Source organism: Trueperella bialowiezensis, from assembly GCF_900637955.1.
Classification (GTDB): domain Bacteria; phylum Actinomycetota; class Actinomycetes; order Actinomycetales; family Actinomycetaceae; genus Trueperella; species Trueperella bialowiezensis.
In genome coordinates this window covers 80,096-104,197 of record NZ_LR134476.1, presented here as the reverse complement: position 1 = coordinate 104,197, position 24,102 = coordinate 80,096, and the positions used below count along the sequence as shown (strand labels likewise).

22 protein-coding genes and 1 tRNA gene are annotated in these 24,102 nt (G+C 58.1%); 5 read left to right on the top strand and 18 right to left on the bottom strand.

Features of this window, described 5'->3' with window-relative positions; all coding sequences use genetic code 11:
• The 5 genes from EL234_RS00500 to pepN form a co-directional block, all read right to left on the bottom strand.
• Window positions 1-351 carry an RNA polymerase-binding protein RbpA gene (locus EL234_RS00500; RefSeq protein WP_126415629.1) on the bottom strand — a complete coding sequence of 117 codons (351 nt, stop codon included), beginning with the start codon at window positions 349-351 and terminating at the stop codon, window positions 1-3.
• Between the two features lie 270 nt (window positions 352-621).
• Complete coding sequence (locus tag EL234_RS00495) at window positions 622-1,182, bottom strand: MerR family transcriptional regulator (protein ID WP_126415628.1); 561 nt, start codon at window positions 1,180-1,182, stop codon at window positions 622-624.
• 127 nt (window positions 1,183-1,309) lie between these two features.
• Window positions 1,310-2,059 carry a transcriptional regulator FtsR gene (gene ftsR, locus EL234_RS00490; protein ID WP_126415627.1) on the bottom strand — a complete coding sequence of 250 codons (750 nt, stop codon included), beginning with the start codon at window positions 2,057-2,059 and terminating at the stop codon, window positions 1,310-1,312.
• Entirely contained in the window at window positions 2,056-2,508 is a 453-nt protein-coding gene (locus EL234_RS00485; protein WP_126415626.1) for an FHA domain-containing protein, read from the bottom strand. The genes ftsR and EL234_RS00485 overlap by 4 nt, the downstream gene beginning before the upstream one ends.
• A 74-nt stretch (window positions 2,509-2,582) precedes the next feature.
• The gene (gene pepN / locus EL234_RS00480) at window positions 2,583-5,120 is read right to left on the bottom strand and encodes an aminopeptidase N (RefSeq protein ID WP_164712253.1); all 2,538 of its coding nucleotides are present in this window, start codon (window positions 5,118-5,120) and stop codon (window positions 2,583-2,585) included.
• Between the two features lie 208 nt (window positions 5,121-5,328).
• Between pepN and EL234_RS00475 the strand changes: the two genes are divergently transcribed.
• A tRNA-Pro gene (locus EL234_RS00475) sits at window positions 5,329-5,402 on the top strand.
• Between the two features lie 141 nt (window positions 5,403-5,543).
• On the opposite strand, the gene der is transcribed toward EL234_RS00475, so the two are convergent.
• The 7 genes from der to xerD are packed head-to-tail and all read right to left on the bottom strand — an operon-like array spanning window position 5,544 to window position 12,677.
• Complete coding sequence (gene der / locus EL234_RS00470; protein WP_126417192.1) at window positions 5,544-6,959, bottom strand: ribosome biogenesis GTPase Der; 1,416 nt, start codon at window positions 6,957-6,959, stop codon at window positions 5,544-5,546.
• A 28-nt stretch (window positions 6,960-6,987) separates the two neighbouring features.
• Window positions 6,988-8,775: a prephenate dehydrogenase gene (locus tag EL234_RS09510; RefSeq protein ID WP_126415624.1), complete on the bottom strand. Its 1,788-nt coding sequence runs from the start codon at window positions 8,773-8,775 to the stop codon at window positions 6,988-6,990.
• Window positions 8,772-9,524: a pseudouridine synthase gene (locus tag EL234_RS00460; protein WP_126415623.1), complete on the bottom strand. Its 753-nt coding sequence runs from the start codon at window positions 9,522-9,524 to the stop codon at window positions 8,772-8,774. The genes EL234_RS09510 and EL234_RS00460 overlap by 4 nt, the downstream gene beginning before the upstream one ends.
• Window positions 9,521-10,075, bottom strand: coding sequence for an SMC-Scp complex subunit ScpB (scpB, locus tag EL234_RS00455; protein ID WP_126415622.1), 555 nt, complete (start codon window positions 10,073-10,075; stop codon window positions 9,521-9,523). The genes EL234_RS00460 and scpB overlap by 4 nt, the downstream gene beginning before the upstream one ends.
• Entirely contained in the window at window positions 10,072-10,845 is a 774-nt protein-coding gene (locus tag EL234_RS00450) for a segregation and condensation protein A (RefSeq protein WP_126415621.1), read from the bottom strand. The genes scpB and EL234_RS00450 overlap by 4 nt, the downstream gene beginning before the upstream one ends.
• Complete coding sequence (locus EL234_RS00445) at window positions 10,845-11,696, bottom strand: ParA family protein (RefSeq protein WP_277870831.1); 852 nt, start codon at window positions 11,694-11,696, stop codon at window positions 10,845-10,847. Before EL234_RS00445 ends, EL234_RS00450 begins: the two co-directional genes overlap by 1 nt.
• Window positions 11,697-11,726: 30 nt before the next feature.
• Window positions 11,727-12,677 (bottom strand): site-specific tyrosine recombinase XerD, encoded by a 951-nt coding sequence (xerD, locus tag EL234_RS00440; RefSeq protein WP_126415620.1) that lies wholly within the window; start codon window positions 12,675-12,677, stop codon window positions 11,727-11,729.
• Window positions 12,678-12,775: 98 nt separating this feature from the next.
• Here xerD and tkt point away from each other — a divergent pair, with 98 nt between their 5' ends.
• The 4 genes from tkt (at window position 12,776) to EL234_RS00420 (ending at window position 18,515) form a co-directional block, all read left to right on the top strand.
• Window positions 12,776-14,878, top strand: coding sequence for a transketolase (gene tkt, locus EL234_RS00435; RefSeq protein ID WP_126415619.1), 2,103 nt, complete (start codon window positions 12,776-12,778; stop codon window positions 14,876-14,878).
• Window positions 14,875-15,975, top strand: coding sequence for a transaldolase (gene tal / locus EL234_RS00430; RefSeq protein ID WP_126415618.1), 1,101 nt, complete (start codon window positions 14,875-14,877; stop codon window positions 15,973-15,975). The genes tkt and tal overlap by 4 nt, the downstream gene beginning before the upstream one ends.
• A 77-nt stretch (window positions 15,976-16,052) precedes the next feature.
• Window positions 16,053-17,585: a glucose-6-phosphate dehydrogenase gene (gene zwf / locus EL234_RS00425; RefSeq protein WP_126415617.1), complete on the top strand. Its 1,533-nt coding sequence runs from the start codon at window positions 16,053-16,055 to the stop codon at window positions 17,583-17,585.
• A 9-nt stretch (window positions 17,586-17,594) separates the two neighbouring features.
• The gene (locus tag EL234_RS00420) at window positions 17,595-18,515 is read left to right on the top strand and encodes a glucose-6-phosphate dehydrogenase assembly protein OpcA (protein WP_126415616.1); all 921 of its coding nucleotides are present in this window, start codon (window positions 17,595-17,597) and stop codon (window positions 18,513-18,515) included.
• Here EL234_RS00420 and secG read toward each other — a convergent pair.
• The 6 genes from secG to EL234_RS00390 all read right to left on the bottom strand — a co-directional run bounded on the left by secG (window position 18,512) and on the right by EL234_RS00390 (window position 24,102).
• A complete protein-coding gene (secG, locus tag EL234_RS00415) occupies window positions 18,512-18,757 on the bottom strand; it encodes a preprotein translocase subunit SecG (protein WP_126415615.1) in 246 nt (81 codons plus the stop codon). The two genes, EL234_RS00420 and secG, sit on opposite strands and share 4 nt — an antisense overlap.
• A gap of 106 nt (window positions 18,758-18,863) precedes the next feature.
• Entirely contained in the window at window positions 18,864-19,640 is a 777-nt protein-coding gene (gene tpiA / locus EL234_RS00410; RefSeq protein ID WP_126415614.1) for a triose-phosphate isomerase, read from the bottom strand.
• Window positions 19,640-20,833 (bottom strand): phosphoglycerate kinase, encoded by a 1,194-nt coding sequence (locus tag EL234_RS00405; protein WP_126415613.1) that lies wholly within the window; start codon window positions 20,831-20,833, stop codon window positions 19,640-19,642. The genes tpiA and EL234_RS00405 overlap by 1 nt, the downstream gene beginning before the upstream one ends.
• A gap of 86 nt (window positions 20,834-20,919) precedes the next feature.
• Window positions 20,920-21,924 (bottom strand): type I glyceraldehyde-3-phosphate dehydrogenase, encoded by a 1,005-nt coding sequence (gene gap / locus EL234_RS00400; protein ID WP_126415612.1) that lies wholly within the window; start codon window positions 21,922-21,924, stop codon window positions 20,920-20,922.
• 202 nt (window positions 21,925-22,126) lie between these two features.
• Window positions 22,127-23,110, bottom strand: coding sequence for a DNA-binding protein WhiA (gene whiA / locus EL234_RS00395; protein ID WP_126415611.1), 984 nt, complete (start codon window positions 23,108-23,110; stop codon window positions 22,127-22,129).
• Between the two features lie 68 nt (window positions 23,111-23,178).
• Window positions 23,179-24,102, bottom strand: a complete 924-nt coding sequence (locus EL234_RS00390) for a gluconeogenesis factor YvcK family protein (RefSeq protein WP_126417190.1) — start codon at window positions 24,100-24,102, stop codon at window positions 23,179-23,181.

Genomic DNA, 24,102 nt, shown 5'->3' with positions numbered 1-24,102 from the left:
TCAGTGGCGGCGCTTGTGTAGCTTGCCCGCACGCAACAATTCGAGCCGCTCGTCTAGGAGAACCTGGAGCTCATCGAGGTTGCGACGTTCGAGGAGCATGTCCCAGTGAGTACGTTGAGGCTTGGCTGGCTTCGAATCGTCAACGCCGCCGCCGCGCACAAGTTCAGCTTCCATTCCGCACTTGCACTCCCAAAATTGGGGAGCTTCGGCGTCTTCAGCAAACGTGATGTGAAACGTGTGCCCATCTTTGCATTCGTATTTTTCTTCACGCCGATCAGCGAATGCGACTCCAACATCAGTTTCAAGCGAGTGCGCTCCGAGTTTCATTCCGCGCAGTGAACGTTCTGCCATGTTTCTCCTTTGTGTCTCTACTTATTTTAATCGGTTAGGGCAGCGAAATATTCCGGGGCGGATTAAACCGCAAGATAGCGCCGGAAGAAGGCGCCCGTAGAATTAGCGCCCCTCCTGTAGAAAACCGATAATGCACATTATGTCAAATTAGCAGAGAGCGCCGATAATGCCGATTTGGTTGATTCGAATTGGATAAGAGCTGACGCTCCCCTGTCTATGAAAGACCAGTATCCGCTCTCCACCGCTTGCCACCGCGTGACCGGTGTGCAGTTACATCGCGTCGCGTTTAGCTGCCCTGCGGGCTGCAAGTTCGTCGACAACGGCGGGCTCAGCGCGTTCTACTGGAAGCTCTGCGAGGTCTCCTTCAACTTCTCGCCAGACCTTACCCACAGCGATGCCAAACACGCCTTGGCCGCCTTGGATGAGATCGATGACTTCGTCGTCGGACGTACACAGGTACACCGACGCCCCGTCGCTCATGAGCGTAATGGCAGCGAGGTCTTCCACCCCGTAATCCGTGAGCTGCTTCATCGCCGTGCGAATCTGCTCGAGAGAAATACCGGTGTCAAGAAGACGCTTGATCACCTTGATAACAAGGATGTCCCGGAACGAATACAGGCGCTGCGAGCCGGAACCCTTTGCAGACCGGATAGACGGACCAATTAGGCCGGTGCGATCCCAGTAATCGAGTTGGCGGTACGTGATGCCGACGGCACGGCAAACAGCAGGCCCTCGATAGCCTGTTTGGGTGTCCAGATCGGGCACCTGGCTTCCAAAGAGTAGCCCTTGTGCAAGCTGCGGTGTAGCGCCTTGTGCAGTTGCGTCACTCACGCCAGCCTCCTTTAATTCGTTCAGATTCTAGCCTAAACCCGAACAGCTCAATTCTCAATGAGGTGGCTTGAAGTGTCCTCGGCGTGTCTTAATGCCGTGTCTTAACCATTACTTGAAGTTCGCTCCCCTAACGAAGCTGAACTTCGATACTTTCTGTCAATAGCGCCCGGTACAAGCTCGTCAGCATGGTCGCCATCTCAGCGGACTCATTAGCCACCCGCTCTTTTGCAACGGGAGTCTTACGCGCACGCTCCGTCGCCAGCTTTGCCACCACGTTAGTAGCGTGCGAATGTGCCGAATTGCGCACCTGGCGCAAACTACGGCGATCCAACCCGGCGTCGTCGAGCATCTTAGAAAAACGGACGATATCCACAGCTTGTGCCGTGAGCCGCCCACGCGCATCAGGAATAAGCATGCCATCGGAAATCAGCTGCTCAATATCGGCCAACGACGCCCCGGTCAGCGCAGCAAGTTCATCTTTTTGCAACCGCGTACCCGGGCTTGGTCTCACCTGCGTCTCAGCAGGCAACGCGCGAAGCCGCCCAGGATGTTCAGCCACGGACTCGCCCCGATCGAGCTGCCGAAGCATTTCCTTAATTTGGGGAAGCGGAACGTAGCGGTCACGCTGCTCAACAAGAATGAAGCGCAGCCGTTCAACATCAGCCAGCGAGAACAAGCGCTGGTTTGACGCCGTCCGATGCGGCTCAATCAGACCCTGAGATTCGAAATACCGAATCTTCGAAGCTGCCAAGAAGGGAAACTCCTGGCGAAGATGATTGGTCACCTCCCCTATCTTCAAGGAAGGCTCATGGGAGACGTCATGGGGCCACGTGCTTGGGGTGGAATCTTCCCAAGCACGCCCTGTTGCTTTATTCATCGGGCCGCCAGCGGAGATGCGTAGAAGGTGAGGCGGAACTTGCCGATACGGACCTCATCGCCGTGTGAGAGTTTCGCTTCCTCAACCTGCTGCATGTTGACGTATGTGCCGTTGAGCGAGCCGGTGTCTTGCACGTAGAAGTCCTGGCCAGAGCGAATAAAAAACGCGTGCTTACGAGACACCGTCACATCATCAAGGAAAATGTCTGATTTCGGGTGGCGGCCTGCCGTCGTCGAATCAGCATTCAAAAGAAAACGCGCACCCGCATTCGCGCCGCTACGGGCAATGAGCAAAGCCGAGGTGGCCGGAAGAGCGTTAATGGTAGCGATATCTTCGGCGTCTAGACCGCGCGGGGCAGGCCCGGCATCCGTTTGCCCTTGCGAAATCGCCGTGAATTTCGAGGTCGATGTTGGATCATCATCCGGCGGCTGTACCACGAAGTCTGCCATTGCTCCCCCAAGCTAAATATTGTTCACCCAACTTTATCCCACCACGCTTCGCGTGTCATCGGATGACCGAAAAACTAATTCGATAATTCTTGTGCATGCAACGCCCGCAGTTGATCGTCGTGACAATCTGTGACAATCTTCACCAATGCTGCTGGAGCTGTAGCTGTGTCCAGCCAGTGCTCGGCAGCACGCACTTCAGGTTTGTCCGTTATCGCTTCGCCGGGTTTAAGATCCGTCATGGGATACAGCCCGTAAATGATGCGCTCGGCAATCTCTTGCGAATGCTTGCGCCAAATCTCGGTGACGTGCCCGAAGTAGTCGCCGAGTTCTGCCCGGAGTTCGTCTTCGCGTAGCGGTTGGCGCAAACCATTTATGATCGCACTGACGTGATCGTTCGAAAGCGTGCCCGAGGCTAGCTTAGCTAGGCCTTCAGCGGCCTTACCTTCCATAGAAAAACGCGCCTGGACGTGTGCGACGACGTCGGCAGCGCTTCCCGTTCGTGCCAGCTCAGCATCTAGCTCGGCAGCCGTCACATTCCCGGTAGCAGCCAGCGCAGTTAGCAGTTGCCAACGCAAGTCTTGATCCGTTGTGTCTGCCAACATCTCAGCGACGACGTCAGCCCTAGTAGGCAGTGCCGCCCCTACTCGCGCCAAAGCCCGCGACCACAACAGCTTCGCATCCGAACTCCCCTGCCCTCGCTTCTGCACAGCGCCGTCGAAGAACGTGGTCAGCTCTGCCTCACGCACGCTCACATGCGTGTACCGCGAAAGGCCGAGCAGTGCATTATTAATCCGAGCTGCCAACAGTCCAGACGACGTATCTTCACCGCTATGAGACACAAACTCTGCATAACGGCTGGCCGGAAGATCGGCGTCGCGAACCATTTCCCACAATGCCGTTGAGATAACAGAACGGGCAAGCGGCTCGTCAACCTCATAGGCTAATGCCGATTTCAGCGACGTCTCGTCAAAACCGATCTTGACGTAAGACAGCGCGGAGTCGTTCGGCAAAATGAGATCGACGTCGTCGCCCCCAATCTCCTGCCATGGAACCGTGACCTGCGTGCGTAATTCGACGTCGGTGTCACCGGCTTTCGTAAGCTTAGCGCCGCCATCGGCGTCGACGATCTTCCAGCCCGACACGCGGAGCTTATGCGGGCGAACAATCGGCTCACCCGATAGCGGTTCGATCCCCTGTTGCGAAAGCCGGACACCGTCACTGGTCCGCTCGACTGTTACGGTCGACACGCCGGCTGTGCGCAGCCACTGGTCCACCCAATCCCCCAGATCCTTGCCGGAGGCTTCCTCGAGTGCTGCCATGAGGTCTGCCAGGGTCGCGTTACCAAAGGCGTGCGTCTTAAACAACCTGGCTGCCCCTACGAAGAATGCGTCCTCGCCCGTGAACGCCACGAGCTGGCGCAATACCGCGGCGCCCTTCGCGTATGTGATTCCGTCGAAGGCCTGATCAGCCGCCTCCAAATCCGGGATATCAGCAATAATCGGATGGGTTGTCGGATACTGGTCGTTACGAAGCGCCCACGACAACCGGGCGCCCGCGAAATTCTCCCACGCTTCGGTGTACTTCGTAGCCGTCGCTGACGCCCACGCCCCGAGGAACTCTGCAAACGACTCTTTCAGCCACAGGTCGTCCCACCACACCGGAGTCACCAGGTCACCAAACCACATGTGGCTCATTTCGTGCATGATCGTATTCGCCCTGGCCGCCCGCTGAGCACGGGTGGCCTCACCGCGGTAAACGTAGGCGTCTTCAGAGAACGTCACGCAGCCAGGATTCTCCATCGCTCCCAGGTTGTATTCGGGCACGAACGCCGAATCGTACTTACCCCACACGTACGGATAGTCGAACACTTTGGGCATGAGCTGCAAGCCCTGTTTCGTCACCGTAGAAATATCGTCAATCTCAAAGTGCTCAGCAAGCGAGTCTCGGCAATAAAACCCGAGCTCGATCGTCTGGCCGTCCACGTCCACGGCATCCGAGAAGCGATGGTAGGGCCCGCCAATGAACGCCGTCAGATATGTCGACATCGGTTTGGTTGGTGCGAACGTCACGCGTGCCAGCTGCTGGCCCAGCGAGTTTTCGCTCGCATCTTCACGTGCCTGTTCTTTACCATTGGACAGGATCTCCCAGGCCGCCGGGCCGGTGATCGATATTGCGAACGAGGCTTTCAAGTTTGGCTGTTCAAAGTTCGGGAAAACCCTACGCGCATCGGCCGGTTCGAACTGTGAGTACAGGTAGGTTTCACCATCGACCGGGTCTCGGAATCTATGTAAGCCCTCCCCCGTGCGCGAATACATGCCCTTTGCGCGCACGGTGACCTCGTGTTCGCCAGCCGGAATGTGTACGTGAACACGTGCACCGTCAAACCTGAAGTCAACTGGCTTGCCATCTATACGAACCTCGCTCACCGACTTCCCGATGAAGTCGAGGAACGTGTCCGCATTTTCCTGCGCAGTCAGCGTCACTACGCTGGTGACATCAAAAAATTCGGTCTCTGCGGGCGCTTCCGACACGTCGAGGTCGATCCGATAAGACTCAAGTTTCAGCAGGTCAGCACGCCGGCGTGCTTCTTCACGTTTCAGGTTTTCAGTCACCTGCCTATTGTGCCGCCGTCCGACAAGTAGCCGCAAGTTATCCACTGGCTGCTAGCCGGGTTTGCTGCCAGCGCTAGCGACGCGTACGAGGCAGACAAGCGAGGCCACACGCGTGAGACTTCCCACCCCGCCAGCTCGGGCGCCGTTTGGTGTTCCGCCCTAAATTTCGGCTATCATCTACGTTGTTACGCAGACGTTCACGTCTGACCGGGCTATGGCGCAGTTTGGTAGCGCACTTGACTGGGGGTCAAGGGGTCGTGGGTTCAAATCCCGCTAGCCCGACTTTTTGTCATGTCTCGCGACATCGTTCCGGGGGTTTTCTCCGCGTTTGTGCTGTAATAGCAGAAATGGGGGCGTTGAGCGCCCACAAGTCCTGCAAAACTGCTATATAAGCAGAAACGCCGGGATCAAGCGGTTCACCACCTATCTGCGCTGGCGGCGCTGGCGTTCGCGCACCGAAATCTCCACTGGCGAGCCGGTAAAATCGAACACTTCCCTGAAACGGCGTTCAATGAACCTGCGATAGCCATGATCGAGGAACCCCGTCGTAAACAGAACGAACCGCGGAGGCTGAATATCCACCTGAGTGGCAAACAATATACGTGACTGCTTACCGCCGCGCACGGGATGCGGGTTAGCAGCAACAAGCTCACCAAGGGTGGAATTCAACCTGGCCGTGCTGATCCGCTTATCCCAAGATTCCAACGCCTTACGCATCGCGCGTGCCAAGCGGTTCGTGTGCCAGCCGGTCTGCGCCGAAATGTTCACGCGCTCCACCCACGGCATGCGCACCATTTCGCGGTCAAGCTCCCGGTCGATCATGTGCCGGCGTTCTTCGTCTACAAGATCCCACTTGTTGACGACGAGTACCATGGCGCGCCCCGAATCGATCACCTGCTGCATGATCCGAATGTCCTGCTCGCTCAAATCCTGCGAGCCGTCGATGAGCACGAGGGCGAGCTCTGCTCCGTCGAGCGCGCGTTGGGTGCGCAAGGACGCGTAGTATTCAGCTCCCGACTGTAGATGGACCCGCCGCCGAATACCGGCGGTGTCGACGAACGTCCAGACTTGCCCGTCGAGTTCAATGACTTCATCAACCGGATCCCGAGTGGTACCTGCAAGATCGTCCACGACTACCCGGTTCTCCCCCGCAAGCTGATTCAGCAACGAGGACTTACCAACGTTCGGTTTGCCAACGAGAGCTACGCGGCGCGGCCCGTGTTCAGGGCGCTGCCGGCGCACGCCAGATTCTTTAGGCAGAATTCTCATCGCCTCGTCAAGCAGTTCTCCTGAACCACGCCCGTGAAGCGCGGACACCGGGAAGGGTTCGCCTAGTCCAAGTGCCCACAAGTACGCGACGTCAGCTTCCTGCTGGTCCGAATCGACCTTGTTCGCAGCCAACACGGTGGGTTTACCAGAGCGTCTGATGAGCTCAACGATACGTTCGTCGGCGTCCGTCACGCCCACGGTTGCATCCACGACGAGCATGACGGCGTCTGCTTCGCGGATCGCGATCTCGGACTGGTTGGCCACCGACAGGTCGATACCTTTGACGTCGATCTCCCACCCGCCGGTATCCACCACGGTGAATTCCCGGCCGTTCCATTCCGCGTCGTAATACACTCGATCTCGGGTCACGCCGGGAGTGTCTTGCACGACGGCGACTCGGCGGCCAACAATACGGTTCACCAGGGTTGATTTTCCGACGTTTGGCCGGCCGACAATAGCGAGCACGGGAGCGGTCGGAAGGACCTGTGCGGGCGCGGCGTCAACGAGGTCGGAGTCGATGAGTGCCAGATCCTCGGCGTCGAGTTCGTAGTCGTCGAGGGACGCGCGCATGAGCGCGTATTGCTGCTCGGTCAAATCTTTATCGGTCACGATAGTTCTCCGGAATCAGTGAGATGACGGCATCCACAACGTTGTCGATCGTCATGTCTGATGAATCGATTGTGGTCACGCCGTCCTGTGCGGTCGTAAAGTTTGACACGGTGGAATCATCGCGGTCGCGGCGTACTACTTCGTCGCGTGTGGCTGCCACTGCGCTCGCATCGGCACTCCCCCGAGTTTCCAGTGCTCTGCGCGCTAGCCGTGCTTCTTCAGAAGCGGTGAGCAGCACGCGTACGGGGGCGTCGGGTGCGACGACGGTCGTGATATCACGGCCTTCGACAACGATTCCGCGGCCGTCTGAAAATCCGCCAGGGCCGGTTTCCGCTGCGATAATCGCTTGTTGCAGGCGCACCATTTCAGCCCGCACGTCAAGATTGACGGCCACCTGTGAGACAACTTTCGATAGCTCGGGAGCGCGGATCTCTTCGCTCACCTCAACCTCGTCCACTTGGAAACGGGGGTGTTCCGGATCGAGGTCAATCGAAAGCGGAAGCTCCAGCGTGGCGGCGTGAACGGCGTCGTGATCGGCCAGGTCGATACCCTTCTCGCGTACCCACCACGTGGCTGCCCGGTACATGGCCCCCGTGTCAAGGTAGGCCAGGCCGAGGCGCCGTGCGACCTCCTTTGCCACGGTCGACTTACCAGAGCCTGACGGGCCATCGATTGCTATCACCAGCGGTGGAACAGATTCGCTCGTCACCACGCGCCACCCCCTTTGTGCAAGCTCCCGTTCGAGGGGCACTGCCTGTTGTGGAATAACGGAGAGGATCACCCTGCCCACCTGCTGTTTGGCCGAGTGTTCCATCTCGAGGTCTTCAATGTTCACGCCGATCTCGCCGACTTCAGCGAAAAGCCGGCCGAGCATTCCGGGTTCATCTGGGATGAGTACGATAACTTCGGCGTAGTTGGCCCGTGCACCGCCGTGCTTGCCGGGTATGCGCGCTACGCCCTTATTGCCGTCAGCAATGACGGCTGAAATGCGGTCCAGCCCGGTGTCATCACGGTCAAGGACGGATACGAGGGTGCCAAGTCGTGCGGAGATCGAGCGAAGCACACCAGCGATTTGCTTACGATTGCCATTAATAATGGCCGTCCACAGCAGCGGATCAGATTCGGCGATGCGTGTGACATCCCGTAGCCCCTGGCCGGCAAGATCGAGGGCTTCGGCAGGCGCGTCTTTGAGCGCGGCTGCCACGAGGGAGCTCATGAGTTGCGGCATGTGCGACACGAGCGCTACGGCATGGTCGTGTTCGGCGGCGTCCAACATGACGGGCGTGGCACCGACATCGACTGCGAGCGTGCGAATCGCATGCAAAGCGTCGGTCTGGGTGTCTTCACTAGGGGTAATTACCCACGGCCGCCCCACGAAAAGATCGGCATCCGCAGCGATGGCTCCGGAGCGTTCTTTACCTGCCATCGGATGCGAACCGACCCAGCGGTCAGCGCCCGGATGACCAGCCACATCACGGGCCACACGCTCTTTCACAGAAGCGACGTCGGTGACGACGGCGTTCGGGAACCGATCCAGTGCCGCACGTACCACGGGCGCGGTCACATCGGGCGGAATAGCGACGACGACGATGCTCGGCTCGTCCACCGGTTCGAGCGTTCCTGCCCCGAGATCGCGTGCGAGCGATGCGGCCACTGGTGAGGCGTCTTCAAGATGCACCTCCACGCCAGCGCGCCGTAACCGGAGTGCGATCGACGTGCCAAGCAGGCCTGCCCCGATGATCAGCACCGGGGAGGGTGTAAGAACGGAGTCTTTCATAGATCTACCATACTCATCAGAGCTCCCAGTTCAGAGCCGCCTACCGTGCGCACCTCGCCCGGCCGCAGGCGCCCGATTGGGATGTTGGCGAATTGTGTGCGCACTAGATCGATAACCGGGAAACCGACTTCTTCCATGATGCGGCGAACGATCCTGTTGCGCCCTGAGTGGATCTGAATCTCGACGATCGAATGTTTCTTGCCCACCTCGCGAATCGTGAAACGGTCGACTTTAATCGGGCCGTCCTCGAGCGTGATGCCCTTTTCGAGTACTTTCGTTAGCCCACGGGTTGGCGTGCCTTCAACACGGGCAATATAAGTTTTGGGAACGTTAAACGACGGATGGGTGAGCCGGTGGGCAAGTTCGCCGTCGTTGGATAGCAAAATGATGCCTTCCGTTTCGGCGTCGAGCCGGCCCACGTGGTAGAGCCGTTCGGGGCGGTCACTTACGTAGTCAGCAAGTGTGGGCCTGCCCTGGTCATCACTCATTGTGGACACGACGCCGCGTTCCTTATAAACAGCGAGCGTCACCTTTGTCTCGTCAAGCTGAACACGGTTGCCGTCAACGTGGATGACCGCCGTTTCCGGATTCACCCGGATTCCCAATTGGCGTACGACGTGGCCGTCAACCGAGACCCGGCCAGTTGAGATGAGCTCTTCGCATGCACGGCGTGAACCAATTCCCGCGTGTGCGAGCACTTTTTGCAGGCGCTGGCCTGTGGGATCGTGAACGTCTTGTGCGCGGCTCATGGAAGCTCCTTTTCCAGTTCGTCAAGGTCCGTGTCGTCGGGCAAGTATGGTGCCAAGGGGGCTAGTTCGTCAAGCGAGTTCATCCCCATTTTCTCAAGAAAAAGCTGCGTTGTGCCATACAGGCTCGCGCCCGTTGCCTGCGTCTGCCCAACCTGTTCGATCAGGCCGCGCGTGACCAACGTGCGGACAACAGAGTCTACCTCAACGCCGCGGATAGCAGCGATTTGCGTGCGCGTGACCGGCTGGCGGTAGGCGACGACGGCGAGCGTTTCGAGCGCTTGTACGGACAGCTTGGAAGATTGTCCGCGTGTGACGAACTCGGAGACCACGTCCGCGTATCTGGGATGCGAGTAGAACCGCCAGCCCCCGCCTACCTCACGCAGTTGGAAGCCGCGGCTGTCCGCATCGTAGTTGCGAGCCATCGATCTGAGTAAGGCGTCCGTATCTGCTTCTGACAGCTCGATCGCTTGCGCAAGCGCGCTCACAGGAACGGGGTGTTCGGCCACCATAAGAATCGCTTCAAGGCTCCCGCGCTGAAAATCCTCGCTCACTGGTCCTCCTTGTCGGTTACTCGCACGACATACAGTGTGGTGAGTGGGCCGTCTTGTTCCACAAGGATTTCTCCTGCGCGCAGCATGTCCAACACTGCCAAAAATCGTGACACGACCATTGCTACCGAGCGGGCATCTGCGCACAGCTGTGTGAAAGACACCTTATCGCCCACCACGAGAACTTGCCTGAGGTGCGCCACCTGAGATTCAACCGGTACCAGCGGGTCATGCATGTGGTCGAACGTCACTTCTGCCGGTGTGCGCGTCATTGCACGGGCCGCCAACATCGCCAAATCAGATAATCCGATCCGCAATTCTACTTCCGGGAGCATCGAACGGAAGTGCTCTTCCATCGGCACATCTCGTGGAACCGCGAGCGACTGCACACCCAACGTCACGGCGAGTTCTTGCGCAACCTCCTTGAACGCTTTGTATTGCAGCAGCTTGGCAAACAGCAGATCCCGGGCCTCGAGAATCTCAAGGTCGGCGTCGTCATCTTCTTCATCGCGCGGTAGTAGCCTCGCAGCTTTCATGTCGAGCAACGTGGCAGCGACGACGACGAACTGGGACATCTGCGACAGGTCGGCCTCATCCTGGGCGCGCACGAACTCGATGAACTCGTCGGTGACTTCGGCAAGAGACACCTCGGTCACGTCAAGTTTTTTGCGTGAAATCAGGCTGAGGAGGACCTCGAATGGCCCCGAAAAGACGTCGAGGTCGACCGCGAAGGAGTCGGAGCTGAAAAGATCTTCACCGACGGGGGCGCTCACTAGGGAGCACCACCGCGGTAGATCAGTTCGCGGGCAAGCCTGCGATACGCTTGCGCGCCCTTCGATTTCGAATCGTATGTGGTGATCGGTTCAGCTGCGATCGTGGCATCAGGGAAACGAACCGTGCGCGGGATTTCCGTGTCAAAAACGCGGTCGCCGAACTGTTCTCGAATCGTGGCAATCACTTCGCGGGCGTGTAGCGTGCGCTTGTCCACCATTGTCAGCAGCACGCCGTCGATGCGTAGCTGCGGATTGAGCCGATCTTGCACCCGCTCGATCTGATCCACAAGCAAAGCTACACCGCGCATGGCGAAGAACTCGGCTTCCAACGGAATCATGACGCCGTGAGCTGCGGTCAGTGCATTAACAGTGAGCAGGCCGAGGGACGGCTGACAGTCGATAATGATGACGTCGTAAACGTCCAGAACGGGCCTGATCACACGCATGAGAGACTGTTCGCGCGCAACTTCGTTAATGAGCTGGATTTCGGCGGCCGACAGTTCGATGTTGGAGGGCACGACGTCGAGATTCGTGATCTTCGTTTTTTGGATGACCCGCCGCACGTCAGGTTTGGCCGCCACCATCTCGTCATACAGGGTGCGCTCAAGCGTCATTGCGTTAATACCGAGCCCGGCCGACGCTGCACCTTGCGGATCGAAATCAACAATAAGCACTTTGCGCCCGTATTCGGCGAGCGCGGCTGCAAGATTGATCGACGTCGTCGTTTTTCCTACGCCGCCCTTCTGGTTACACATGGCAATAATGCGGGCAGGGCCGTGCGATTCCAGATCGGCAGGAAGAGGAAAATCGCCGTCGGAATCGCCTAAACGTTCAGGTTGTACACAACTCACGGAACTAATCTACCTGAAAACGTCGCGGTATCAGCGATGGACAGCCCGCGGGTGGGAACTCACATACATTTCCCGAAGCTTTTCGGTGGTGACCTTCGTATAAATCTGTGTGGTGGTCACTGAGGCGTGCCCAAGCATTTCCTGGACGATCCGCACATCGGCGCCACCTTCCAACAGGTGGGTGGCAAAAGAATGCCTAAACGTGTGTGGTGAAATCCCGTCCATGCCGGCGCGCCCAGCAATGTCTTGTATTGCACCCCACGCCGATTGCCGGGACAGCGGATTGCCTCGTTTATTAAGGAACACGAAAGCGTTGCCGCGCCCTTTGCTCGCCAAATCGGGCCGTCCGCGCACCAAGTATTGATCGAGCGCGTCGATAGCGTAGCGGCCGAGCGGAAGCACTCGTTCCTTACGCCCTTTACCAAAAAGCCGGATTTGAGCCGCGTCCAGATCGACGTCGTCACCGGTCAGCCCCACGGCCTCACTCACGCGGGCACCGGTGCCGTAGAGGATTTCGACGAGCGCCCTGTCACGAAGTGGGATTGGGCCCTCCCCTACGGATGCTGCGGCGATGAGCCGTTCCATCTCGTCAATCGTGATCGCTTTGGGTAGGCGCATCGGCTGTTTCGGCGGACGCACGCCCCGGGTCGGATCGTGGCCCACGCGCCCTTCTTCGTAAAGAAACTCGTGCAAACGCCGAATCGATGTGAGCATACGTGCGATACTCGATTGCGCCATCGGTTTACCACTGGGAAGTCCGCTGTGTAAGTAATCGGCAAAGGAGGCCGCGTCATCGTCACTGACCTGCGCAAACGAGCGCACACCACGAGCGTTCAAGTGGTCTACGTAATGCTGCAGGTCACGGCTGTAGGCGGCAATCGTGTTGTCCGACAGGGAGCGTTCCACGCGCAGGTGAGCAAGATACTGGTTGACATCACGCGCGAATGAACGCTGCTCGTCACCTTGGGCGTCACCGGACATTCACGTTCGCCTCCCTTCCAGATTTGCTTGCGTTAGCCAGTAGGATTGATCATAGTGGCACCGAGTGTCAGTGCCAGTTAACCCTAAGGAGAAAATTAATGACGACCTTCGACTGGAGCGCGCTAGATCAAAAGGCGGTCGACACCGCACGCGTGCTCGCGGCAGACGCAGTCCAAAAGGTAGGTAATGGCCATCCCGGGGCCGCTCTTTCGCTGGCTCCCGCAGCTTATCTCCTCTATCAGAAGGTCATGCGGCACGATCCGGCTGATCACGAATGGCTCGGTAGAGATCGCTTCATTCTTTCCGCTGGGCACTCCTCGCTTACCCAGTACGTTCAGCTTTTCTTGGCCGGTGCCGGCTTGGAGATGGACGATCTGAAAGCGTTGCGCACCGAGGGTTCGGCAACTCCAGGCCATCCGGAATATCGGCATACCAAGGGCGTGGAGATGACGACTGGCCCGCTCGGGCAGGGTTTCGCATCGGCGGTTGGCATGGCGATGGCCTCGCGTCGCGCCCACGGTCTGTACGATCCGGATACCCCGGATGGTGAGAGCATTTTCGACAACCACGTGTACTGCATCGTGGGCGATGGCTGTATTCAAGAAGGCATCACGGCAGAAGCCTCGTCTCTTGCAGGCACACAGAACCTTGGCAATCTCATCGTTATTTGGGACGACAACCAGATTTCTATTGAGGATGACACGTCGATCACGTTCTCCGAGGACGTCGAAAAACGCTACCAAGCATACGGTTGGCACACACAGCACGTTGACTGGGTGAACGACGGCGACTACGAAGAAGACGTCGTCGCGCTCTACGACGCGATCGTCAAGGCACAGCAAGTGACGGACAAGCCCTCGCTTATTCGGCTGTCGACCATCATCGCTTGGCCAGCCCCTAACGCACAGAACACCGGCGCTTCGCACGGTTCTGCACTCGGCGACGCCGAAATTCGGGCCACGAAAGAGATCCTCGGCCTTGACCCCGATAAGACTTTCCACATCGACCCCGAGGTGCTCGCGCACACCCGCGCGCAGGCTGCCGCGAACGCGAGCAGGTACCGCAGCGAATGGGAGGCCAAAGCGGACTCGTGGGAAAAGAAGAATCCGCAAAGCAAGGAACTGCTTGACCGGGTCCTTGCCGGGCGGCTTCCCGAGGGCTGGACTGAGAACCTTCCCCAGTTCGAAGCAGGTGAGTCCTTAGCTACACGCGCCGCGTCTGGCAAAGTGCTGAACTCGCTCGCCGAGGTTCTCCCAGAGCTGTGGGGCGGCTCGGCTGATTTGGCCGGCTCGAATCTTACCTACATGCAAGGATATGAGTCCTTCATGCCCGTGGAGCGTTCGTCAAAGATGTTCCAGGGCAACAAGTACGGGCGCAACATCCACTTTGGTGTGCGCGAACACGCGATGGCAGGGATCGTCAACGGGATCACGCTGCACGGACTGAGCCGTAGCTACGGCGCCACCTTCTTCGTCTTTTCCGACTACATGCGCCCCTCGATCCGGTTGGCTGCGCTGATGAAGACGCCGTCGATTTTCATCCTCACCCACGATTCAGTGGGCGTGGGCGAAGACGGCCCCACTCACCAGCCGATCGAACACCTGTGGTCGTATCGAGCAATCCCGAACTTCGACGTCGTCCGCCCGGCAGACGCGAATGAGACCGCCTACGCCTGGCGCGGCATCCTCGAACGCACAGATCGTCCAGCCGGACTCGTACTCTCGCGCCAGAACCTGCCCGTGTTCGACCGCGGCGAGGGCGGGGTGGCGAGCGCTGAAGGCGTGCTGCGCGGCGGATACGTCCTCGCGGACGCCGAAAAGATCGACGTCGTCATTATCGCCACCGGCTCCGAAGTGGCCGTAGCTCTCGAGGCCCGTGAGAAACTTGCCGAAGACGGCATCGGCGCCCGCGTGGTGTCCATGCCGTGTGTCGAATGGTTCTACGAGCAAGACGCCGACTACCGTGAATCCGTTATCCCATCCCACGTTAAAGCCAGGGTCTCTGTTGAGGCTGGGTTAACTTTCGGATGGAAGGGGATCGTTGGCGATTATGGGCGTACAGTAGGAATAGATCACTACGGTGAATCAGCATCGGGCACTTATCTTCTCGACAAGTACGGGATGAATGCCGACAACGTTGCCAACAGCGCACGGCAATCAATCAAGCAAACCACCAGCGCTAACGATGGGGAAACATCATGAGCAAACTATACGAACTGTCAGACCTCGGCGTGTCGATCTGGCTTGACGACCTGTCACGCGACCGCCTCAACTCGGGTAATCTCTCCGATCTCATCAACAATCACCTCGTGTCGGGTGTCACCACTAACCCCACGATTTTTGAAGCGGCCATCTCCGACTCCGCGGAATACCGCTCGGATGTCAGCCGGCTCGCAGATGAAGGCCTCGGAGCTGAAGAGATCATTGCCGAGCTCACCACTGCCGACGTGCGGCGTGCCTGTGATCTTTTCACAGACCTGTACGACTCGACCGGCGGATACAACGGACGCGTGTCAATCGAGGTTGATCCTCGCCTCGCCCGCCATCCGCAGGCCACATTGGACCAAGCTAAGGCGTTGTGGGCGAAAGTCGACCGGCCGAACGCGATGATCAAGATCCCGGCCACCAAATCGGCCCTCCCGGCAATCCGTGATGCGATTGCCGAGGGCATTTCGGTGAACGTTACTCTGATCTTTTCGCTGGAGCGCTACCAGCAGGTGATCGACGCCTACCTCAGCGGCCTGGAGCTTGCAGAAAAGAAGGGTCTAGACCTCACCAAGATCCACTCGGTGGCGTCCTTCTTCGTCTCGCGTGTCGACACGGAAATTGACGAACGGCTGGAGAAGATCGGCGGCCAGAGTGCCCTGGAGATGCGGGGTAAGGCCGGAGTGGCCAATGCTCGAGCGGCATACGGTGTGTTCCTCGAGAACTTTGTTGATTCGGTGCGCTTCCGCGATCTGGAAGATGAGGGTGCGAACATTCAACGCCCACTCTTTGCATCCACGAGCGTAAAGAATCCTGACTACTCCCCCACCATGTACGTTGACCAGCTCGTGGCACGCCACGTCATCAACACGATGCCAGAAAGCACGCTGTGGGCGGTCAAAGAACAGGCAGATCTGAACGGGGATACGATTCGCCCGAATATCGAGGCGGCTCGGAACACTCTCGACCACATTCTTCGCCTTGGTATCGATCTGGAAGACGTGTTCGACCACCTAGAAGATGAGGGAATCGAAAGGTTCAACGACTCGTGGGAAGATCTCGTTCACGCAGTTCAAGACGCGATGGGTCAATAAGGTAAACTCCTTTCGTGCAGGGTGGCTCCACGGGTCACCCTGCACGTGTTTTACGGCGATAGTGCGGACGGATGGTTATGGAATCTCACGAGTGGGTTAATCCGCTTATTTCAGATACAGATACGCGCATGCAGCGAGTAGCAGGCCCGAACGGACTTGTCCTGTTTGGGATTACCGGCGACCTTTCGCACAAGAAAATCCTTCCTGCTATCTACGATCTGGCACACCGCGGTTTGCTGCCGCCGTCGTTCACACTCTTCGGAGTTGCCCGGCCGAAAAAGGGTATTGACGATCTTTCTGCCTGGGTCGAAGACGCGATTCGTTCCGGCGCGAAAACGGGCATTGATGAGACCACGCTTGCCCAGCTCATGGGCGGATTCCGGGCGATCCAAGGCAATTATGACAGCCCGGACACATATCGCCAGCTCAAAGCAGAATTAGCTCGGGCGAGTGTTGAGCGTGGCACGGGTGGAAACTATGCTTTCTACCTTGCCATCCCGCCTGGTCTTTTCCCTCAGGTGTTGCAACAGCTCAAAGATGCCGGGCTCGATAACCAGGACGAGGGTTGGCGCCGCGTGGTCATCGAAAAGCCTTTCGGCCACGATTTACAGTCGGCACGCGAGCTTGACGCCGTCGTCTCACATGTTTTTCGCCCCGAATCGATCTTCCGGATCGACCACTATCTTGGCAAAGAGACCGTCCAAAACATTTTGGCACTGCGTTTCGCAAACGAACTGTTCGAACCGCTGTGGAACAACGCCCACGTTGACCACGTGCAGATTACGATGGCCGAGGATATCGGTATCGGTTCGCGTGCCGGTTATTACGACGGCGTTGGAGCAGCTCGCGATGTCATCCAGAATCACCTATTGCAGCTGCTTGCACTAATCGCGATGGAAGAGCCCACAGCGTTTGACGCCGAGGCGCTGCGCATCGAAAAGGAAAAGGTACTCAAGGCTACCCACCTGCTTGGAAGTCCTGCTGATTCGTCCGTCTTCGCACAGTATTCGGAAGGTTGGCAAGGTGGCACGTTCGTCACCGGTTACCTCGACGAAGAAGGCGTGGCCGCGGGCTCGCGTACGGATACCTACGCGGCGTTGCGCCTCGGTATTGATACACGCAGGTGGGCTGGCGTGCCATTCTATTTGCGTGCGGGTAAACGGCTAGGCAGGCGGGTCACGGAGGTGGCGCTGGAGTTCAAACGCCCACCGTTCCTGCCGTTTACTGCGGAACAAACCGCCGCCATGGGTTCCAACACGCTGGTTATCCGCATCCAGCCGGAAGAAGGGGTCACGTTACGCTTCGGGTCAAAAGTTCCTGGTGCACACATGCTGCTTCGTGATGTGACGATGGATTTCGGCTACGGCCACGCGTTCACCGAATATGCGCCGGAAGCCTACGAGCGGCTCATCCTCGACGTCCTACTCGGTGACCCTCCCCTGTTTCCACAGCAAAACGAGGTTGAACTGTCGTGGGCGCTCATCGATCAAGTGACGAATTATTGGGAGAACACATCACGGCCGCTGGACACCTACGATCCCGGCTCGTGGGGGCCACCTTCTGCAGATGACATGCTGGCTGGCGACGGCCGGGCTTGGCGCAGGCTATAGGAGATCACGATGACTACTTTGACTAATACGACATCGGCTGAGGTCGCACGAGAACTTGAACGCATTCGCGACCTCGGCGGTTCTAGCGCACTCGGCAAGGTGCTGAACCTTATCGCCGTCGTGAGAAACGACGACGGCGTACGCGCAGTAGTTGACTCCGCCGTCGATGTTGCTCAAGCCCATCCCCTGCGAGTCATCGTGCTCATGCCAGACGCCACAAGCGATGATGGTAAGCCGCGGCTCGATGCTGAGATCATGCTGAAAGAAGACGTAGGCGTTGCTGAAGTGGTGATCTTACGGCCGTATAACGGGGCGGGCCAAAATGAGGTGTCGCTCGTATTGCCATTGCTGCTGTCCGACGCTCCGGTGTTCACCTGGTGGGTACAAGAAGCTCCAAAAAATCCTTCCCAGACCAGCCTTGGGCGTGTTTCTACTCGCCGAATCACCAACGCTAATTCCACTCGGAATCCGGTAGCAGCCTTGACTGCACTGGCACAACACCGTCAACCCGGCGATACCGATCTGACCTGGGCGGGAATTACTCTTTGGCGGTCACAGCTTGCAGCCCTGCTCAACGAGGCTCCCTACGAACCGGTGACCGAAGCCTTCGTTCACGGAAACACAAGCCGGGGTGGAGCTAACTTGCTCGCTGGATGGCTTGCCCTCAGGCTCGGCGTGCCAGTACATCTTGAACATCGGGAAACAGCCGGGATTGATTCGGTAGAGCTTTGCCGGGAGTCAGGATCGCTGAGTATCTCACGGCCACAGGATGGCGACGTCGCAATCATATCCCGGCCAGACAGGGCTGACCTTCAGGTTGCGATGCCGATGCGCACCTTGCAAGCGCAACTCATCGAAGAGCTACGAACAGTCAACGACGATCTTGAATTCGCAGCCGTACTACGCGAAGGGCTCGCGTTGCTTAACTAGGACTGGATCTTCGTGATCAGACCAATGAGAACAATGCAGGCCGTCCACACAAGCGCGATTCCCACGGTGATCCGGTTCAGGTTACGTTCCGCGACACCAGACGAGCGCATCGATGTGGAAATACCTCCACCAAAGACGTCAGAAATACCGCCGCCACGGCCCTTGTGGAGCAAAATCGAGCCGATGAGCAACAAGCTCGTGATCACCAGCAGGACCACGCAGATAGTCAGAAGAACCTTCACAATCCATCACTTTTCGTTAAGTCGTGTAGCTACCCGTACAGTGTATAGCAGAAAGTGGGGGCGCTTCTAAACTGCACCCCCACCGTCGCTGTGATAGTTATCTCGGCTAGGCCTTGAAGGTCACAATCTTTGCGAACTCTTCGGCATCGAGCGATGCTCCGCCCACAAGCGCGCCGTCAACATCCGGCTGAGCCATGATGTCCTTGACGTTCGACGACTTGACTGAGCCGCCATACTGGATACGCACAGACTCGGCCGTCGCGTCGTCGTAGAGCTCGCCAATCTTCGTGCGGATAGCGCCGCAGACTTCCTGCGCGTCTTCCGGAGTGGCGACCTCGCCGGTGCCGATCGCCCAGATGGGCTCGTAAGCGATCACAGACTTGGCAACTTCTTCAGCGCTCAAACCTGCAAGCATCTTCTCGATCTGGTCAAGCACAAACTCAACCTGCTTGCCTTCCTTGCGCACCTCGAGGGCCTCGCCGCAGCACATGATCGGGGTCATGCCCGCATCGAGGACCTTCTTGGCTTTCTTGCCGACCAGTTCGTTCGACTCCCCGTGGTATTCCCGGCGCTCCGAATGTCCGACGACGACGTACGTGCAGCCAAGCTTCGTCAGCATGCCCGTCGAAATCTCGCCGGTGTAAGCACCTGAATCGTGGATCGACACATCCTGAGCGCCGTAGGCGATCTGGAGCTCCTCGGCGTCGACAAGGGTCTGCACCGAACGAATATCCGTGAACGGCACGATGACGGCTGCTTCCGTCTTAGAAAAATCGTGCTTCAGATCATTGAGCGTCACTGCGAGCTTCTGGACCAGTGAAATAGCCTCGAGGTGGTCGAGGTTCATCTTCCAGTTGCCTGCCATGAGTGGTGTGCGTGTCATTAATCCTCCAAAACCGCGATACCGGGGAGTTCTTTACCCTCGAGGTATTCGAGGGAAGCGCCACCACCGGTGGAAATATGATCAAACTTGCTTTCGTCAAAACCGAGGGTACGTACGGCCGCAGCGGAATCGCCGCCGCCCACGATCGTGTAGCCTTCAGCGTTTTCCATCGCCGCAGCGATCGCTGCCGTACCCTTGGCAAACGCAGGGAATTCGAACACGCCCATGGGACCGTTCCACACGACTGTCTTCGACTCGGCGATTGCCTTAGCGTAAACTTCGCGGGTTTCCGGACCGATGTCGAGGCCCATTTCGCCTTCCGGCATTGCACCCGTGTCATAGATCGAAGCTGGAGCCTTCGCATCGAAGGTCGGGGCGGTGACGTTGTCAACCGGAAGCAGCAGTTCGACTCCCGCTTCCTTCGCTTTCTTCAAGTACTCGCCAGCCTTCTCCACGAAATCTTCCTCGAGAAGGGAGGCGCCGACCTCGTTGCCCATGGCCTTCATGAACGTGTACGCCATGCCACCGCCAATCAGTAGGCGGTCTGCCTTTTCCAGCAGGTTTTCGATCACTCCGAGCTTGTCGGAGACCTTCGAACCGCCGAGCACAACCGTGTACGGGCGTGCCGGGTTATCCGTGGCCTTCGACAACGAGTCGATTTCCTTGAATACGAGCTCGCCAGCAGCGGACGGCAGCTCTTTGGCGATGTCATAGACGGAGGCCTGCTTGCGGTGGACAACGCCGAAGCCGTCAGACACGAAGACATCTGCTAGCGCAGCGTATTCCTTCGCCAGCTCTTCACGCTCGGCATCAACTTTCGAATCTTCGCGCGGATCAAAACGAACGTTTTCCAACAGGACGACGTCGCCATCTTCCATGGCGCTCGTCAGTTCCTTTGCCGACTCCCCTACCGTGTCGGTGGCGAGCTTGACGTCTTTGCCAAGCAGTTCACCGAGCCGCTTGGCCACAGGCGCAAGCGAAAAATCTGGGTTTACCTTACCCTTCGGGCGGCCAAGGTGCGCGGATACGATAACCTTCGCACCGGCGTCAATCAGGCGGGTGAGTGTGGGAAGAGCGGCGCGAATACGGCCGTCGTCAGTAATGTTCTTGGCGTCGTCGAGCGGAACGTTAAAATCCGATCGAACGAAGACCTTTTTGCCGGCAAGATCGCCGAGCGAATCGATGGTCCTCATCTGTCCTCCTAATATGTGAGCTACTGGCTTTGTGCAGGTGCCCGCACATGCTGGTCATGTGCGGGCACCGGGATCACGTAATGAATTTAGAGATTCTTGCCGACAAGCTTCGTGAGGTCAACCATGCGGTTGGAGTAGCCCCACTCGTTGTCGTACCACGACACAACCTTGACCTGGTTGCCGATCACCTTCGTCAGACCGGAATCGAAGATCGACGAAGCCGGGTGGCCTTCGATATCCTTCGAGACGATCGGATCCTCGGTGTACTCAAGGATGCCCTTGAGCGGGCCTTCAGCAGCCTTCTTCACGGCAGCGTTGACTTCCTCAACCGTGACTTCGCGCTCTGCTTCGAAGGTCAGATCAGTTGCCGAGCCGGTCGGAACAGGCACGCGCAGTGCGTAGCCGTCAAACTTGCCCTTGAGCTCCGGCAGAACCAGAGCAACAGCCTTGGCTGCACCCGTGTTCGTGGGGATAATCGACAGGGCTGCGGCGCGGGCGCGACGCAGATCCTTGTGCGGACCATCCATGAGGTTCTGATCGGCGGTGTAGGCATGAACGGTGGTCATGAGACCCTTGACGATACCGAACTCGTCGTTCAACACCTTTGCCAGCGGAGCCAGGCAGTTCGTGGTGCACGAAGCGTTCGAAATGATGTGGTGCTTAGCCGGATCGTAATCCTTATCGTTCACACCCATGACGACCGTGAAGTCTTCGTTCTTGCCCGGAGCGGAGATCAGGACCTTCTTAGCACCAGCTTCGATGTGTGCGCGAGCCTTCTCAGCATCGGTGAACCGACCGGTGGACTCGATGACGATGTCAACACCGAGTTCGCCCCACGGAATGTTCGCCGGATCGCGTTCCTCGAAAGCCTTGAGCGTCTTGTCGCCAACCTTGATCGAATCGTCAGTGTAGCTGACCTCTTCAGAAAGGGTGCCGAGGATCGAGTCGTACTTCAGCAGGTGTGCAAGGGTCTTGTTGTCCGTCAAATCGTTGACTGCGACGATGTCGATATCCGCACCCTGTGCAAGAACTGCACGCGCGAAGTTACGGCCGATACGGCCAAATCCGTTGATTCCAACCTTAATGGTCACTCTTTATCCTCCTTGTGTGGGGCTTCCACACGTTGCTTATGGATTCACGGGTTTTCCCGCAACGATTATCGGGCTCGCCTCTCGCGTGGCCGCTCTCGTTTCAGGTCAATCTTACCCGCTGTTTGGCGAATCACTAGGGACTAAAGCCGAACTATGAACAGGCTTTCACGCATGGCTTAGAAGCTGTGAAAAACCTCTATTTTTATGAGCGCTTGCGTTGCGCGTCAGTGACCGCATCCATGGTGGTTGGTATACCGAGTTCGGTGGCCCGCTTATCTGCCATCGTGTTCAGACGGCGTAGGCGGCCGGCAACCGCATCTTTCGTCGCTGGCGGGTTAAGACGATCTCCAAGCATGTTGAGAGAATCTTCAGGAAACTTAATACGTGTTTCGCCAACCTCGCGAAGGTTATCGGGCACGTCGTCGCCAAGGATCTCAAAAGCGCGCTTAACTCGGATAACAGCGACGACGGCGGCGTCGGCTGACCTGCGCATGTTGGCGTCGTCGAAATTCGCTAGCCGATTAGCTTGCCCGTGCACTTCACGTTCGGTACGCAGGTTCTCCCAGCGCAGAACCGAATCATTGGCACCCATGCGGGTGAGCATGTCGGAAATCGCATCGCCTTCCCGGATATCAACCCGGAATGAGCCGCGGGCTTCACGAGCACGATACGTGATGCCCAATCGGCGCGCTAAACCACCAATCCCGTATGCGGCTTCCAGCGAGGGGCAGACGATTTCTAACGCGGAGTTGCGCCCCGGTTCCAACAGCGTGCCGCGGGCGAGAAACGCGCCTCGCCAGGCAGCCGACGCATCCGCTTTCGACCCGCTGACGATCTGTGGTGGAAGTCCGCGGACAAGCCGGCCATGAGGATCGAGAATACCGAGGCGCCGAGCCGTTCGTTCGCCATCTTGGGCAATCCGCACAACGTAGGTGTTGCCTGCCCGACTCGAGTTTTTGAGCACGAGCAAATCAGCATCGAAGCTGAACAACATTTTGACAAGATCACACAGGTGGCGCGCTGCGCCCGGATGGTCGAACTCGGCTTGTAACGTGACGATGCCATTGTTGATATGGAGGCCGCCCGCGAATCGGAGCATCACCGAAACTTCCGCGGTGATTGACGAGATCACGCGCGGAAACACCGCGGCAAGCTCGTCTTTAACCACTGCTGTTAAGGTGGCCATCTTTCCTCCATGTCAAAATGCACTTAAGCCTAACTTACTTTAGGCACGGCTGTTATGCCCGCGCAGTTTTAGTTAAATAGCTCGCTCAACGCGGCGCTCAGAAGCTGTGCGTCATGCCGTGCAGGATCGCTCTTATCCGCCACAGGACGGGCTACTACCTGTGCGCCCGCACTCGCACTTGCATGGCGCAAGTTATCCCAGTTGATGTCGGCGTCGACGTCGATAAGCACCGTATCCAACCGCAAGTCTGGCGCGTGTTCTTGGAAAGATCGCACGTGGTCTGAAGCTGATAGTCGCCGGGTCTCGTTGTCAGGAACCAGATTGATGATGAGCGCACGCCGAGCTTTACTCGCAATCAATGCCTCAAGTAATTCAGGAACCAAGAGGTGAGGGATAACAGACGTGAACCACGAACCCGGACCAAAGATCACCCAATCGGCCTCGCCGATTGCCTCGATTGCTTCACAAACGGCTGGCGGATTCTCCGGAACAATTCTCACCTGCCGAATATCTGCATTGCATGTGGCAACCTCGGCCTGCCCGGTGATCGTGCGAATGCGAGCATCCTCGGCGATGTCCGCTTCTATCTGCAAAGGAATCGCAGCCATCGGCAACACTCGGCCAGAAATATGTAGCAGCCGACCTACCAGATCTAGTCCGCGTACCGGATCGCCAAGCAAATCCCACACGCCAGCCAGCAAAAGATTACCGAGCGCGTGCCCGTTGAGCACCCCGTCCGATTTAAATCGATACTGGAGGACGTCTCGCCACGTCAGGTTCCATTCGCCGTCGTCGCACAGGGCAGACAGGGCCATACGCAAGTCGCCGGGCGGCAGGATGTCAAACTCTTCACGTAAGCGCCCGGAGCTTCCGCCGTCGTCGGCCACCGTGACGATCGCCGTGGTGTTCGGGGTCAGTAAACGCAGCGCGCTCAGCGTGGTGTACAGTCCGTGCCCGCCGCCAAGTGCAACTACTTTCACGCCGTCACCCAT